The following is a 12,823-nucleotide window of genomic DNA, read 5'->3' as shown; positions in this document are numbered from 1 at the left end:
GACTTGCCCTCGCCCACCCTGGCCCCGTACGCGGCGACCAAGGCGGCCATCGCGAACTTCTCCGCCAGCCTCGCGCAATTGCTGGGCGAGCGAGGAATCCGGGTCAACAGCGTCGCGCCCGGCCCGATCTGGACGCCGTTGATCCCCGCGACCATGCCGGTGGAGAAGGTCAGCCAGTTCGGTGACGACACGCCGCTGGGTCGTGCCGGTCAGCCCGCCGAACTCGCCTCCACCTACGTCCTGCTGGCCTGCGACGACGGCAGCTACATCTCCGGCGCCCGCATCGCGGTCACCGGCGGCAGGCCGATTCTGTGACGTCGCGGGCACGACGAACCGCGCGGCCGGCCGATCGACCGGATCGGCCGGCCGTCGGCGGTGGGGCTCACAGCATCGACACCACGATCCCGACCGCGGCGGCCACGAACAGCAGGATCACCACAGCCACGACGAGCATCGCCACCACCCCGGTCACCGGGAAGTGGTGTCGGGTGCTCGGCTCCGGCGCCGACAGACCGGACGTCTGGGGCGTGTCGGGCGGGGTGGAGCCGGGCGCCACCCCACCGCCGGGTTCCAGATCGGGGGTTTTCGCCGGATCGGGATCCATCGCGCTCATAGCCGCTCCCTACTCGCCGTCGTTTCCTGGCACCTCGGGTGCGCCGGGCCGCTTGCCGGTCCTCTTGCGATACAGGATCACCGCGCCGACCAGCACCGCGAGTGCGAGAATCACCAACAGTTCCATGCCACGGGCCTACCCGGTATCCGCGCGCCCAATCGGCTGCGCGGCCCGCGGTCATCCCCGGACGATGACGTAGTGACCGGCGGTCTCCTGGAACGCGACCGCGTCGGCGATCGTCGCGTCGTCCGGAGCGGGGCTGCCGTCGGGAACGACGATCAGTTTGTCGTCGTCGTCGTAGCGGCGGTGGATGATCCCGACGCAGCGGCCGCGTGCGGTACGCATCGGTTCGGGTGGCCCGAGATAGTAGCCGTCGAGTTCCTCGCCGTCCGGAGCACGGGTGATCGGTACGTAGCCGTAGTTGAGGAGATACCGGAATCCGCACCTCGGGTGGCGACTTCCGTAGGGACGGTCGATGACCAGATCCACGGTGCTACCGAGGAACAACCGTGCCAGGCGCAGCGACTCGGAGTCCTCCGGCTCCACCAGGTCGGACATCGCCCCAGCCTACGGCAGCGTTCGTGCCGCTCGTCGGCGAAGGATCACCGGGACACCCGCCCGGACTCGTCGCGCCGGGACCGATCGAGCCGCGGCCCGGCATCGAGGCGATGCACCCTGCTGCGGGCGACGAGTTCGATGGTGACCGCGACGGCGCAGGACTGCGCCAGCAGCAGCCCGGTCAGCACCATGACCTGGACCGCGGCGGCCTGCGCGGCCGAGCCGGTCGCGAGCAGCACGCCGACGAAGGCTCCCGGCAGGGTCACCAGCCCGACCGTGCGGGTCTGGTCGACGCCGGGCAGCAGCGCGTCGGCGGCCGTGGGCCGGATGATCTCCAGGCGCGCGTCGCGCTCGCTGAATCCGAGACCGAGCGCGGCCTCGACCTCGCCCCAGCGGTCCTCGATCGTGTCCAGCGCGCGCCGCGCCGCCAGCGAGGTCGCGGTCATGGTGCCACCGAGAACGATGCCGCCGATCGGCACCAGCGCCACACCGGTGAACGGGACGATGCCGCTGAGCAGCAGTAGCGGCAGCACCACACCCAGGCCCGCGCCCAGCGCCACGGTCAGCCACAGCGCCGAGCGGCCCGCGCGGGCGCGCCGCGCCGAGGTCACGGCCGCCGCGCCGAACATCACCGCCAGCACCAGCAGCGACGACCACAGCTGCGCCAGCGCGGCGGTGAGGATCAGCGCGACCACCGCGAGCTGGGCCGCGCCCCGCGCGGCCGCGCGCGGCGCCACCGACATCCGCCCCAGCCCGGCGACCCGGTAGACCACCGCCGCGCTCACGACCATGACCGTGCACAGCACCACCAACCCCGCCCCGGGCGTTATGGCCGTAGTCATCCGAGCACTCTCTCACGTGGCCACTCGCGCCCGTGCTCGACCGGGTTCGGCTGTTCGAGGGGAAAAGTCACCGGGCATCCGGCCGCGACCCCCGGGCATTGCGTGGGAGCGCGGGCTGGAGGAAGGTGAGTATGTCCGGTGGCGCCACCGGGGCGCCACCCTGACCAGGGCGGGAGGTGGCCCGTGTACGCACGTTCCAGCACGATTGCGGCCCAGCCGTCGTCGACCGACGACGGGATCGCATACCTCCGTGACGAAGTGATGCCGAATCTGCCCGAGATCCAAGGGTGGGTCGGTCTGTCCTTGATGACCGACCGGTCGACTGGACGCTGCATCGCCTCGACCTCGTGGGAGTCGCAGGAGGCACTGCACGCCAGCAGAGGCCGGGTCCAGCAGTTACGCGACGGCCTGGCCCGGCGGCTCGGCGGCCGGGTGGAGCGGGTCGAGGAATGGGAGATCGCGGTGATGCATCGTGATCATCCGGCCGGTGACAGCGCGTGCACCCGGTGCACGTGGGTGCAGGTCGATCCGAACCAGCTCGACCGGCTGGCCGACACGTTCAAGATGGAAGTGCTGCCGCAGACGGAGATGCTCGACGGATTCTGCAGCGCGAGCCTGTTCATCGACCGGGAAAGCGGCCGCGCGGTGGGCGCGACCGTATGGGAATCCCGTGCGGCGATGGACGGCAGCCGCGAGCAGACCAATCGGATCAGGGCACAGGCGACCCAGCGGGTGGGTGCCAACGTGCTCGAAGTCGGCGAGTTCGATCTGGCGTTCGCGCATCTGCGCGTTCCCGAGATGGCCTGAGAGGGCGCGACATCCGGCCGGAAGACGGGCTTCCGGCCGGATGCCTTCGGGCGAGCGAGGCTGGTATCGCGGGTGCGGATGTCGATTACCCGAGAGGTAATCGCCGTGCCGCGCGGGGGTTCGTAGGATCGGGGCGTGACTACCCCAACGGCCGGTGACCTGCTGCGGCACTGGCGTCTGGAACGCAGACTGAGCCAACTGGAACTGGCCGGGCGGGCCGATACGTCGGCGCGGCACCTGAGCTTCATCGAGACCGGGCGCGCCACGCCGAGCCGGACCATGATCGTGCACTTGTCCGAGCACCTGGAGATCCCGTTGCGTGAACGCAACCGCGTGCTGCTGGCCGCGGGCTACGCCCCCGCCTACGCCCAACCCGGCCTGGACACCCCCGCCATGGACTCCGTGCGCGGGGCGATGCGTCAGATCCTCGCCGGCCACGAGCCCTATCCGGCGCTGGCCATCGACCAGAACTGGACGATGATCGACGCCAACAGCGGTGTGGCCGTGCTCATCGCGGGCATCGACCCGGCGCTGACCAGCCCGCCGGTCAACGCCTTGCGGCTGAGTCTGCACCCCGACGGCATGGCCGGGCGCATCCGCAACCTCGCCGAGTGGCGCGGCCACATCTTCGCCCGCCTGGCACGCCAGGCCGAGGTGACCGGATCCCGGGACCTGGCCGACCTGCTCGAGGAACTGCGGTCCTATCCCGGAGGCGAAGTGGAGCTCGCCGTCCCCGAACCCGACCAGGCGGTGGTCCCGCTGCGGATCGAACACGACGGCGCGGAGCTGTCGTTGCTCAGCGTCACGACGGTCTTCGGCACCCCGATGAACGTCACCGTCGCCGAACTGGCCATCGAGTCCTTCTTCCCCGCCGACGAGGACACCATGAAGCTGCTCACCGCGGGCGCCCGATGAGCAGCGCCGCCCGGCTGTCCGCTCTGCTGCACATGCCCGTGCGCGGCGTCACCGATCTCGGCGCCCGTCATGCGTGGACGCTGCACCGCGCCGAATTGTCCGATGGCCGAACAGTCTTCGTGAAGGCCTCGGCCGAGCCGACCCCGGTCTTCGCGGCCGAAGCGGCGGGTCTGGCCTGGCTGCGCACCGCGGATTCCGGCCCATCCCGCGACGGCGCTCTGCTGCCGCGGGCGCTGGCCGTCGACGACCGCATGCTGGTGCTGCCCTGGCTGGAGGAAACCGGCCCCACACCCGCTGCCGCCGAGCGATTCGGGCGCGAACTCGCCGCACTGCACGCCGGGGGAGCCGAGCTGTTCGGCGCGCCGTGGGAAGGCTGGATCGCGAGCCTGCCGCTGCCCAACACCCGCACGGACGGACCGTGGTCGCAGTGGTACGCCGAGCATCGGCTCGCGCCCTACCTCCCGGCGGCGGCCACCCACCTCGGCCCCGACGGGACACGCCTGGTCGAGCGCGTCATCGACCGCATAGATGACCTGGCCGGACCCGCCGAACCCCCGGCGCGCGTCCACGGCGACCTGTGGTCGGGCAACATCCTGTGGACCCGGGAGCGCGCGCTGCTCGTCGACCCCGCCGCGCACGCAGGCCACCGCGAGACCGACCTGGCCATGCTCGCCCTCTTCGGCGCCCCGCACCTGGACCGTATCCGCGCCGCCTACCACGAGACCCATCCGCTCGCCGACGGATGGCGCGCCCGCACGCCGCTGCACCAGTTGCATCCGCTGCTGGTGCACGTCGTGCTGTTCGGCGCCGGCTACCGCGCGCAGACCCTCGCCGCGGCCGGTGCGGCGCTGGCGTCCTGACCCCGGCCAGGCCGCCGCACCGGCGAAACGTCACCCGTTGACCCGCGCGATGACCTTCTCCGCGAAGCGCGACAGGTTGGCGATCTTCGTCTCCAGCGGCTCGGTGTCCTGCTCGGTGGTGTAGGGCAGGCGGAAGCCGACGATCACGTCGGTGACGCCTTTGTCCTCGAGGCGCTTGACGCCGTCCACGGTGAAGCCGTCCAACGAGATGACGTGCACCTGGAAATCCTCGCGCGTGCCGTACTCCGCGCGCAGGGCGTCCAGTTCGGCCAGCAGCCGGTCGAGTTCGGCGCCGTCGCCACCGGCGTGCATCCACCCGTCACCGCGCTGGGCGGCCCGGCGCAACGCGGGCTTGCTGTGCCCGCCGATCAGGATCGGCACCGGTTCGGTGGGCACCGGGCTGATCTTGATCGGCGGAATGTCGTAGAACTGCCCGTGGTATTCGAAGTATCCGCCCGCCGAGAGCCCGCGCACGATGTCGATGCATTCGTCCATCCGCGCGCCGCGCTTGTCGAACGGCACCCCCATGATCTCGAAATCGTCCGGCCACGGACTGATGCCGACGCCGAGCCCGAACCGGTTGCCGCTCAGCGCGGCCACCGAGGCGGCCTGTTTGGCCACCAGCACCGGCGGCCGGATCGGCAGCTTCAGCACGAACGGGGTGAAACGCAAGGTCGTGGTCACCGCCGCCATCGCCGCGCTGAGCACGAACGCCTCGACGAACGGCTTGTCCTCCAGGAACTCCCGGCTCCCGTCCGGGGTGTAGGGGTATTTCGCGTCGGATTCCTTCGGATACGCCACGCTGTCCGCGACGGCCATGGAGGTGTAGCCCGCCTCCTCGGCGGCCTTGGCGAGAGCGAGATAGTACGACGGATCGGTCATCGTCTCGGCGTAGGTGAAGCGCATAGTGCTCGCCTTCCTGGCGCGTCGTGCGCGCCGCGCTGGTCCCGGCGCCGGTGCCCGCGGACCGGGCGGTCGCCGGGACGTGAGGGGAACTGCCGCAAGCGGATCCGAGCCGCCTCGATGGTGTCGAGGCCGCCGCGGAGGTCACCGCCTACTGCCATGGATTGGTGAAGCCTTCCGGAATCAAGTGGTCGAACATCGCCTTCATCTCCGGCGACAACCGCATCAGCTCGACATGCGACCCGATCGGGCCGCCGTCGAGGTAGGCGAACTCCATCCCGACGCCTTCGAACCTGCCGCGGGCGACGATCTCGATGCCCGCCGTGACGGCCTCGGCGAGGGCGGCGTCGTAGTCGTCGGGCACCCAGGCGACGTGATGCAATCCGGGACCGGAACGCTCGAGCTGCTCGGCATACAGGCTCGCCCCGCCGCGCGGTTCGATCAATTCCAGCTGCTGGCCGCCCGCGTAGCCCAGCGCCACGCTGATCGTGTAATCGGCGGGCGCGCCGTGCAGTTGCGCGGCCTGCGGCCCGAAGCGGACATCCGGGATGGTGAACCACTCGCCGACCCCGTACCGGGCGGTGAACGCCTCGCGCGCCGCGGCCAGATCGTCGACCACCCAGCACAGTTGGAAGATCGGTCCACGGGCGATCATCGTCGTGCTCCGATGCGGCCCATCAGGCTCGGACACCACCGGTAGGCGGCGACCACCGCCTTGTTGTAGTGCGGAATCACGATGTAGGGCTTGTTCTTGCGCATGCCACGCAGAATGTGCGCCGCGGCCCGCTCCGAGCTGATCATCCCGATCGGCATCCGGCGCGTGGGGCCGCGAAAGGAATACCCGGGCAGGTCGATGCCGGAATCGACGATGTCGGTCGCGACCCCTCCCGGCACGGCCACGCTCACCCGCACACCCGCGGCGGCCGCTTCCACCCGCAGTGCGGTGCTCAGCCCCACCACCGCGTGCTCGGTCATCGCATAGGCCGCCGACGGCGCCACCGGGGTCAGTCCCGCGATGGAGGTCATGTTGACGATGTGGCCGGATCCCTGCGTGCGCATCAGGGGGTAGGCATGGCGCGTCCCGTGCACCACGCCCCAGAGATTCACGTCCACCAGCCGCTGCCACTGCGGCAGCGGCATGTGCTCGACCACGCCGCCGAGGCGGATACCCGCGTTGTTGAACAAGAAGTCGATGCGTCCCAGTTCGGCTACCGCGCTGTGGATGAGGCGGCGCACCTGCTCGTCATCGGAGACGTCCACGACCTGGGTGTGGATCGCGGTATCGGCGGCCAGGCCCACCAGCCCGGCGGCATCGCTGTCGGCGGCCACTACCGCGACGCCCCGCGCGGCCAGCAGGCGGCACAGCGCGGCGCCGAGACCGGACGCGGCACCGGTGACCACCGCCACATTATCCACGCCGTTTAATTAAGCATCTGTGTTTAACATCGTCAATACTTGTGTTTAGTACAGTGCGGGTATGCCGAGCGCCGCTTCGCGCACCGCCTTGCTCGACGCCGGGGAACGCCTCATCGCCGAACGCGGCGTCGACGTACCGCTGCGCGACATCGCCGCCGCGGCGGGCCAGCGCAACAACTCCGCCGTGCACTATTACTTCGATTCCCGCACCGGCCTGATCGAAGCCATCGTCGAGCGGCGCATGAACTGGCTCGAACACCGGCGCCTGCAACTGCTGGCCGCCCACGAAGCCGCGGGCGCCGCCAACGACCTGCCCACCCTCGTCGCCATGCTCGCCATGCCGATCCTGGAATTGCTCGGCCACGACGGGGTCACCCATCTGGGCCGGTTCCTAGAAGTCGTGCGCACCCATCCCGTGGTGGCCGACGCGCGCCGCCTCGCCGGAGCCGATCGGGCGGCGGTCCGGATCATCGCCACCCGGCTCGACGCCGCCCTCGGCCTGACGGGACGTCTGCGCAGGCAACGCCTGGAAACCATGACCACCGTCATGCTCGCGCTGATCGCCGACTACGAACGCACCCTCGAATCCGGCGTCCGCACCGCCCACCCCGAAGACGCCGCGGAGATCGTGGACATGATCGTCGCCATGCTCACCGTGCCCGCCCGCGAGCCCCCCATCGCCGCGCCGGGACGCTGAAACCCGGCACGCGGCTTGTCGCGGCAGCTCCCGCCCGCGCGTGCGCGGCGACGCACCGCCGACGGTGATACTCACCCCAGCGTCCGCGGCCACCCGGAACCGTATCCCGGCGCGGTGAGCGGCCGATTTCCCGGTGGCGCGGCGGTTTCCGGGAATCTGCGGTGCAGCCGATCGATATACCGGCGCACGGCGCACAATTCGGCGTGCAACTCCTGCCGCGCGGCGGCATCGCCACGATGGGCGAATCCGAGCTCGCGCGCCAGCGTCTGGGCGCGGACGGTCAGCAACTCCAAGAAGACCCGGGCCTGGGCGAGGTCGGCATCTTGTTCCATGCGGTGGGCCGATCTGTCGTTCGATTCGTTGTCGGTCGCCCAGTGCTCCCCGTGCCGCGGTCCTCGGCCGATCGGAGCGAACACGATGCTAGCCCAGCCACCGCCCCAGCGGTGCTGAAATGGGACTGTCCGTTGGCTATCGGCTGGCGCCCCTAGGGGGAGGAGAGACGGCCCGGCCGCCGGGACACCGCCGCCGCGTATCGTGATCGTATGGGCGTCATCGGGGAGCTGTTTCCGGGTAAGAAGCTGAACCACGAGGGCAGCGAGGACAGCGACGGCCAGACCCACACACCGCGGTTCGACATCGACCTCGACACCGGAATCGTGCGAGTGCCTCGCCCGCACCGAGCAGCAACCGAGCAGCGCGGCGACGATGGGCCTGAGCGAGCGTAAGCCCCTGAGCTTCCGCGTCCGGACGCTGCGCACCGCGGGCGGAAAACATCTCGCTGATCGCAACCCGTGGCGGCGCCGCGGCACGTCGGTAGCGTCGCCGCAATGGGCAACGCAGGAGGGCGGCGGCGACCGCTGAAGACCGTCACGGGCGTCAGCGGCGCGGTGAGCGTCTACGCCGCGGCCATCGACCCGGCCACCACCACGGTCGCCTCGTCGATCGAGGTCGCGACGATCGCCGAACGGCACAAGTTCGACGCCCTCTTCGCCGCCGATCTGCTGAGCTTCGGCGCCCAAGGCGCGATCGGCGCACAGGAACCCTTGATCTTCCTCTCCGCGCTGAGCGCCGTGACCACACACGTCGGGCTGATCGCCACGGTCACCACCACCTTCCACCACCCCTACAACCTCGCGCGGCTGTTCGGCACCCTCGACCACATCAGCAACGGGCGCGCGGCCTGGAACGCGGTGACCTCCTCGGTAGGGGAGGAGAACTACGGCGACCAGGACCTGCCCAGCCCCGAGCAGCGCTACGCACGCGCCACCGAAGCCCTCGAAGTGGTCAACGCCCTGTTCGACAGCTGGCAGCCGGGCGCACTGACCTCCGACGGGCGCGGCGGCGCGATCCTGGATGCGAGCAGGGTCCGCCCGATCGAGCACACCGGGCAGTACTTCACCGTGCGCGGCCCGCTCAACATCCCGCCCCTGCCGCAGCGCAGGCCGGTCCAGTTCCAGGCCGGGCAGTCGGCCGGCGGCATCGAACTGGGCGCGCGGTTCGCCGAGGTCGTGTTCACCTCGCTGCCGACCCTCGAAGACGCGGTGACCTACACCAAACGCATCCGTGCCCGCGCCCGCGAACACGGCCGCGCCGAGGGACTGCCGCTGATCATGAGCTCGTTCCACGCGACCTACGGCGCCACCGAAGCCGAGGCCCTGCGCCTGGCACGGGAACAAGCCGAGGCGACCGACTTCGAAGCCGGACGCGCCGCCCTCGCCGACATGCTCGGCGGCGGCGTCGACCTGTCCGGCCTGCCGCTGGACAAGCCACTACCGCAAACCCTGCTTCCCGACGTGACCTCGGTACACCGCAGGCGCGGGCGCGTGGAGATCTTCAGCAACTTCGCGCGGTCGGGAAAGACTCTGCGCGAGCTGATCATCGCCGCCAAGGACACCGGCCACTGGGCCGCCGCCGGAACCCCCGAACAACTCGCCGACGCGATCGAGGAACGCTACGACGCGGGCGTGCTGGACGTGATCTCCCTCGGCGGGCTCGCCGAGCACCGCACCCGCGACTTCGTCGTCAACGGACTACTGCCCGAACTGCGCCGCCGCGGCATCGTCGGTTCCGATTACGTCGGCGACACCTTCCGCGACAACCTCGAACTTCCTCCGCTCCCCGCTAACGGGTGAGAACCGGCGCCTTCGAAAGGTGCGCGGTGCTGTCGTGCTGCGGCGGATTCGTGTTCCGCACCCACGTGACGTTGGCGACCAGATCGTCGTCGAACACGAGCTCGTCCCACAGCACCTGCTCGGTGTCCGCCACCGGTCGCGCCGCCGGGCGCGGCACCTCGGCGGCCACCACCGCAGGCTGCTCCGGCTCGGCAGGCAGCGGCGTCACCAGCCACGCCAACGCGCGCATCGGACTGAGACCGTAGCGGCGGCTGCCCTGCGCTACAGCGACCACCGCCGCCGCGGCGGTCATCCCGCCGACAGCCAACGCCACCGGTGTCAGCCCGGCACCGGCCATCTGCCGCTCACCCGAACCGGACGTCGCCGCTTCGTCGAACACGCGGTGCAGCAACCCCGCGTCGAAACCTTCGCCCTGGTCGATCAGAATCCGCAACTCCGGCGCCCTGGCATCCAGATACAGCAAGGCGCCGAGCACCAGGATCGCCACGGCCACACTGGAACCCATCACCAGATGAGCCAGGGCACGCGAGCGCGACCGCGCCTGCGCCAGCACGGCGAACACGGTGACCACCATCGCGGCGGCGGCCAGCAGACCCCAGGCCCCGCTGATGGTCACGTCACGGAACTTCGACACCGAATACTCGTCGAAACCGTTGGTGAAACCGGCGATCCGGCCGAACGCGTCGGAGCGCGCCTCACCGCCCGAGCCCGACGCCGAAAGCCACGGCCGGAACAGCAGGACGAACGCGGCCAGATTCGTGGCACCGGCGCACAGAAAGCCCCAGTCCAACCCCCGTCGTGGTGTCGCGCCGCGTGCCGGGTGACCGGAGCCTCGGCTCCCACGGTGTCGCGCTTCGGATGCCTGCCAGGGGGTGGTTTGTGCCATTGCTCCAGTTTCGCCGGTGCCGCGCGCAATTCGCTGCCGCCCGACGCAATAACAGTGGAATTGCTCCGGAGGTCGAAAATCGCGACACATGAATGAGGTGTAATTCGATACGGGCGCCATCGACCATCGACGAAATCACCGTAAGCACCTCCGCGACCAGGGGCAAGGGTGATCGATCTCCCATACATCACCGCAGCTCCGACGGCATCGCAGCCGGATGTGACCCAACCGGTGAGTAACATTTTGCCCACGGCGCTGGCCTCGACCTTTACCGATCCGCCGCACCATTGCCGAACCTATGGCCACGCGAATTGCTGTGACCCGCTTAACATGTACGAAATGGGACTTCGGTCACAAATCCGCGCAGCGCGCTTTCCAAGCGGGGCGGATATCGCCGAAATCTCCGGCCTCCCAGGCGAATCCCGCGCGGCTCAGCCCATCGCCGACACCCGCGCGTCGACCACCCCACGGACGATCTCCGCCAAACTCTCCTCCGAAACCTCCACCGCGCCTTCGGCATCGACCAGCACCGCGGTCGGGTAGATATCGCGCAGCAGATCCGGACCACCCGTCGCGGTATCGTCATCGGCCGCATCCACCAGCGCCTCCACCGCCACCCGCAGCGCCCCTCCCGCATCGAGATCACGGCGATAGGTCTTCTTCAACGACGACTCCGCGAACACCGACCCCGAACCGACGGCGGTGTAACCGAAACGCTCCTCGTACCTGCCACCCACCGCGTCGTACGACACGATCCGCCCGGCCCGCTCCGCATCCGCGGCATCCACGTCATAGCCGACCAACAGCGGCACCACCGCCATATCGCGCAGCGCGGCGGGCAGATTGGCCCGCACCATCGCCGACAACTTCGTGGCCTTGCCGTCGAACGTCAGCGCAGCACCCTCGATCTTCTCGTAGTGCTCGAGCTCCACCGCGAACAACCGGATCATCTCCAACGCCGTCCCCACCGTGCCCGCGAAACCGGCCGCCGAATACGTGTCGGTGATGAAGACCTTCTGCATATCCCGCGTCGCCACCAGGTTCGCCATCGTCCCCCGGCGATCACCGGCCACCAGCACACCACCGCGATAACCGACCGCGACGATCGTCGTCCCGTGCGGCGCGACAACGCCACCGCCGAAATCCTGATCGGGCAACAACCGCGGCGCGTACCGGCGCAGATACTCCGAGAAGGACGCCGCCGGATACTGCAAGCCGAGCGGCAGGTGACTGTCGGTCGTCATGAATGACCTTTCGGGCCGAGCCTACGAACCACATGCTCTCCCGCCGACGTTACCGGAACACACCCACCGCTCGGCGACAACCGCCGACACCCGGCTACCCCTCCGCTAGGCCGGATCGTCCCCGGTACAGGTCTCCGGTGCGTCGATCCGAACGCAGGGGACCGGAACCCGCGTCGGCTGATAACCAGGCGCCACCCCACCCGCGCGGATCAAACGCCCGTAGGCGTCCACCGCATCGGTCGGGCGACGCGTCAACGTCGGATCGGTCAGCACGTCCACCGTGTAGAGCCCGAACCGCGGCGTATAGGAACCCCACTCGTAGTTGTCGGTCAAACTCCAATAGTTGTAGCCGATGACGTTCATCCCGTCGGCCTTCGCCCGCTGCAACCAATACACCGTGTCCCGCAGATGATCGGCGCGCGTATAGCCATCCGGCCGAACCTGCCCGTTCTCCGTCGGAAGACCGTTCTCCACGACATACAGCGGACGATCCGGGAACTGACGCGCGTAATGCCGCAACGCGTAGTAGATACCCTCCGGATGCACCGGCAACTCCCACATCGGCGGACCACCCTCCGCGCCACCCTGCGCCGACTCCCCGGTGCGCGGCAGCGGAGCGAAGTAATAGTCGACCCCGACGAAGTCCAGCTTCGCCGAGATCCGATCCACGATCGGCTGATTGACCTCCGTCTCCGCACCCGCCACATAACCCAGATTGCTCGTCACCTGCGCATCCGGCCGAATCCGGTGGATGACGTCGTAGATCTCGTTGTGCGCCCGCGCGATGTGCTCCACCATCACCGGCGCCTCCGCCACACTGATCCCCCCGGTGCGCAACTCGGTGCCGACATACGCGGCAGGCTCGTTGAACGTCACCCACAGCGGATCCCGCGAGGCATACCGGTGCACCACCTTGCGCATATTCGCCAGCCAAGCCGCCACCATGCCCG

The 12,823-nt window shown here is 69.5% G+C and carries 17 protein-coding genes; 7 read left to right on the top strand and 10 right to left on the bottom strand.

Features of this window, described 5'->3' with window-relative positions:
- Positions 1-315 (top strand): SDR family oxidoreductase (locus tag HOV91_RS36310; RefSeq protein ID WP_174189738.1); only part of this gene is annotated, 315 nt, incomplete at its 5' end.
- Positions 316-382: 67 nt separating this feature from the next.
- Here HOV91_RS36310 and HOV91_RS36305 read toward each other — a convergent pair.
- The 3 genes from HOV91_RS36305 to HOV91_RS36295 form a co-directional block, all read right to left on the bottom strand.
- Positions 383-613 carry a DUF6480 family protein gene (locus HOV91_RS36305; protein ID WP_174189737.1) on the bottom strand — a complete coding sequence of 77 codons (231 nt, stop codon included), beginning with the start codon at positions 611-613 and terminating at the stop codon, positions 383-385.
- Positions 614-790: 177 nt separating this feature from the next.
- Entirely contained in the window at positions 791-1,171 is a 381-nt protein-coding gene (locus tag HOV91_RS36300; RefSeq protein WP_174189736.1) for an inorganic diphosphatase, read from the bottom strand.
- A gap of 44 nt (positions 1,172-1,215) precedes the next feature.
- The gene (locus HOV91_RS36295) at positions 1,216-2,013 is read right to left on the bottom strand and encodes an ABC transporter permease (RefSeq protein ID WP_174189735.1); all 798 of its coding nucleotides are present in this window, start codon (positions 2,011-2,013) and stop codon (positions 1,216-1,218) included.
- A gap of 183 nt (positions 2,014-2,196) precedes the next feature.
- On the opposite strand from HOV91_RS36295, the gene HOV91_RS36290 reads away from it, so the two are divergent.
- The 3 genes from HOV91_RS36290 (at position 2,197) to HOV91_RS36280 (ending at position 4,595) form a co-directional block, all read left to right on the top strand.
- Positions 2,197-2,820 (top strand): hypothetical protein, encoded by a 624-nt coding sequence (locus HOV91_RS36290; protein ID WP_174189734.1) that lies wholly within the window; start codon positions 2,197-2,199, stop codon positions 2,818-2,820.
- Between the two features lie 135 nt (positions 2,821-2,955).
- Positions 2,956-3,735, top strand: coding sequence for a helix-turn-helix domain-containing protein (locus tag HOV91_RS36285; RefSeq protein WP_174189733.1), 780 nt, complete (start codon positions 2,956-2,958; stop codon positions 3,733-3,735).
- Complete coding sequence (locus HOV91_RS36280) at positions 3,732-4,595, top strand: fructosamine kinase family protein (protein WP_174189732.1); 864 nt, start codon at positions 3,732-3,734, stop codon at positions 4,593-4,595. The genes HOV91_RS36285 and HOV91_RS36280 overlap by 4 nt, the downstream gene beginning before the upstream one ends.
- Before the next feature lie 30 nt (positions 4,596-4,625).
- Here HOV91_RS36280 and HOV91_RS36275 read toward each other — a convergent pair whose 3' ends face one another.
- The 3 genes from HOV91_RS36275 to HOV91_RS36265 form a co-directional block, all read right to left on the bottom strand.
- Positions 4,626-5,501, bottom strand: coding sequence for a TIGR03619 family F420-dependent LLM class oxidoreductase (locus tag HOV91_RS36275; RefSeq protein WP_174189731.1), 876 nt, complete (start codon positions 5,499-5,501; stop codon positions 4,626-4,628).
- A 148-nt stretch (positions 5,502-5,649) separates the two neighbouring features.
- Positions 5,650-6,153, bottom strand: a complete 504-nt coding sequence (locus HOV91_RS36270; protein ID WP_174189730.1) for a VOC family protein — start codon at positions 6,151-6,153, stop codon at positions 5,650-5,652.
- The gene (locus HOV91_RS36265) at positions 6,150-6,914 is read right to left on the bottom strand and encodes an SDR family NAD(P)-dependent oxidoreductase (RefSeq protein ID WP_174189729.1); all 765 of its coding nucleotides are present in this window, start codon (positions 6,912-6,914) and stop codon (positions 6,150-6,152) included. Before HOV91_RS36265 ends, HOV91_RS36270 begins: the two co-directional genes overlap by 4 nt.
- Before the next feature lie 61 nt (positions 6,915-6,975).
- On the opposite strand from HOV91_RS36265, the gene HOV91_RS36260 reads away from it, so the two are divergent.
- Complete coding sequence (locus tag HOV91_RS36260) at positions 6,976-7,611, top strand: TetR/AcrR family transcriptional regulator (protein ID WP_174189728.1); 636 nt, start codon at positions 6,976-6,978, stop codon at positions 7,609-7,611.
- Between the two features lie 71 nt (positions 7,612-7,682).
- Here HOV91_RS36260 and HOV91_RS36255 read toward each other — a convergent pair whose 3' ends face one another.
- Positions 7,683-7,943 carry a hypothetical protein gene (locus HOV91_RS36255; RefSeq protein ID WP_174189727.1) on the bottom strand — a complete coding sequence of 87 codons (261 nt, stop codon included), beginning with the start codon at positions 7,941-7,943 and terminating at the stop codon, positions 7,683-7,685.
- A gap of 210 nt (positions 7,944-8,153) precedes the next feature.
- Here HOV91_RS36255 and HOV91_RS36250 point away from each other — a divergent pair, with 210 nt between their 5' ends.
- Both HOV91_RS36250 and HOV91_RS36245 read left to right on the top strand, forming a co-directional pair.
- Positions 8,154-8,336 (top strand): hypothetical protein, encoded by a 183-nt coding sequence (locus HOV91_RS36250; protein WP_174189726.1) that lies wholly within the window; start codon positions 8,154-8,156, stop codon positions 8,334-8,336.
- Positions 8,337-8,438: 102 nt separating this feature from the next.
- Complete coding sequence (locus HOV91_RS36245; RefSeq protein WP_174189725.1) at positions 8,439-9,743, top strand: NtaA/DmoA family FMN-dependent monooxygenase; 1,305 nt, start codon at positions 8,439-8,441, stop codon at positions 9,741-9,743.
- On the opposite strand, the gene HOV91_RS36240 is transcribed toward HOV91_RS36245, so the two are convergent.
- The 3 genes from HOV91_RS36240 to HOV91_RS36230 all read right to left on the bottom strand — a co-directional run.
- On the bottom strand, positions 9,733-10,629 hold the full coding sequence (locus HOV91_RS36240; protein WP_174189724.1) for a hypothetical protein: 897 nt from the start codon (positions 10,627-10,629) through the stop codon (positions 9,733-9,735). The genes HOV91_RS36245 and HOV91_RS36240 overlap by 11 nt on opposite strands.
- Positions 10,630-11,060: 431 nt before the next feature.
- Positions 11,061-11,873, bottom strand: a complete 813-nt coding sequence (gene prcB / locus HOV91_RS36235) for a proteasome subunit beta (RefSeq protein WP_174189723.1) — start codon at positions 11,871-11,873, stop codon at positions 11,061-11,063.
- Between the two features lie 105 nt (positions 11,874-11,978).
- Positions 11,979-12,823 (bottom strand): family 1 glycosylhydrolase (locus HOV91_RS36230; protein ID WP_174189722.1); only part of this gene is annotated, 845 nt, incomplete at its 5' end.

This window comes from Nocardia barduliensis (assembly GCF_013315795.1).
GTDB classification, from domain to species: Bacteria; Actinomycetota; Actinomycetes; order Mycobacteriales; family Mycobacteriaceae; genus Nocardia; species Nocardia barduliensis.
Note: the sequence above shows the minus strand (reverse complement) of the source record. Positions and strands in the feature narration are given on the sequence as shown.

Bases quoted from the DNA above. Each gene is read 5' to 3' on its own strand.
- HOV91_RS36305 (WP_174189737.1), bottom strand. From the start codon at position 613: ATGAGCGCGATGGATCCCGATCCGGCGAAAACCCCCGATCTGGAACCC.
- HOV91_RS36300 (WP_174189736.1), bottom strand. From the start codon at position 1,171: ATGTCCGACCTGGTGGAGCCGGAGGACTCCGAGTCGCTGCGCCTGGCA.
- HOV91_RS36295 (WP_174189735.1), bottom strand. From the start codon at position 2,013: ATGACTACGGCCATAACGCCCGGGGCGGGGTTGGTGGTGCTGTGCACG.
- HOV91_RS36280 (WP_174189732.1), top strand. From the start codon at position 3,732: ATGAGCAGCGCCGCCCGGCTGTCCGCTCTGCTGCACATGCCCGTGCGC.
- HOV91_RS36275 (WP_174189731.1), bottom strand. From the start codon at position 5,501: ATGCGCTTCACCTACGCCGAGACGATGACCGATCCGTCGTACTATCTC.
- HOV91_RS36270 (WP_174189730.1), bottom strand. From the start codon at position 6,153: ATGATCGCCCGTGGACCGATCTTCCAACTGTGCTGGGTGGTCGACGAT.
- HOV91_RS36260 (WP_174189728.1), top strand. From the start codon at position 6,976: ATGCCGAGCGCCGCTTCGCGCACCGCCTTGCTCGACGCCGGGGAACGC.
- HOV91_RS36255 (WP_174189727.1), bottom strand. From the start codon at position 7,943: ATGGAACAAGATGCCGACCTCGCCCAGGCCCGGGTCTTCTTGGAGTTG.
- HOV91_RS36250 (WP_174189726.1), top strand. From the start codon at position 8,154: ATGGGCGTCATCGGGGAGCTGTTTCCGGGTAAGAAGCTGAACCACGAG.
- HOV91_RS36245 (WP_174189725.1), top strand. From the start codon at position 8,439: ATGGGCAACGCAGGAGGGCGGCGGCGACCGCTGAAGACCGTCACGGGC.
- HOV91_RS36240 (WP_174189724.1), bottom strand. From the start codon at position 10,629: ATGGCACAAACCACCCCCTGGCAGGCATCCGAAGCGCGACACCGTGGG.
- prcB (WP_174189723.1), bottom strand. From the start codon at position 11,873: ATGACGACCGACAGTCACCTGCCGCTCGGCTTGCAGTATCCGGCGGCG.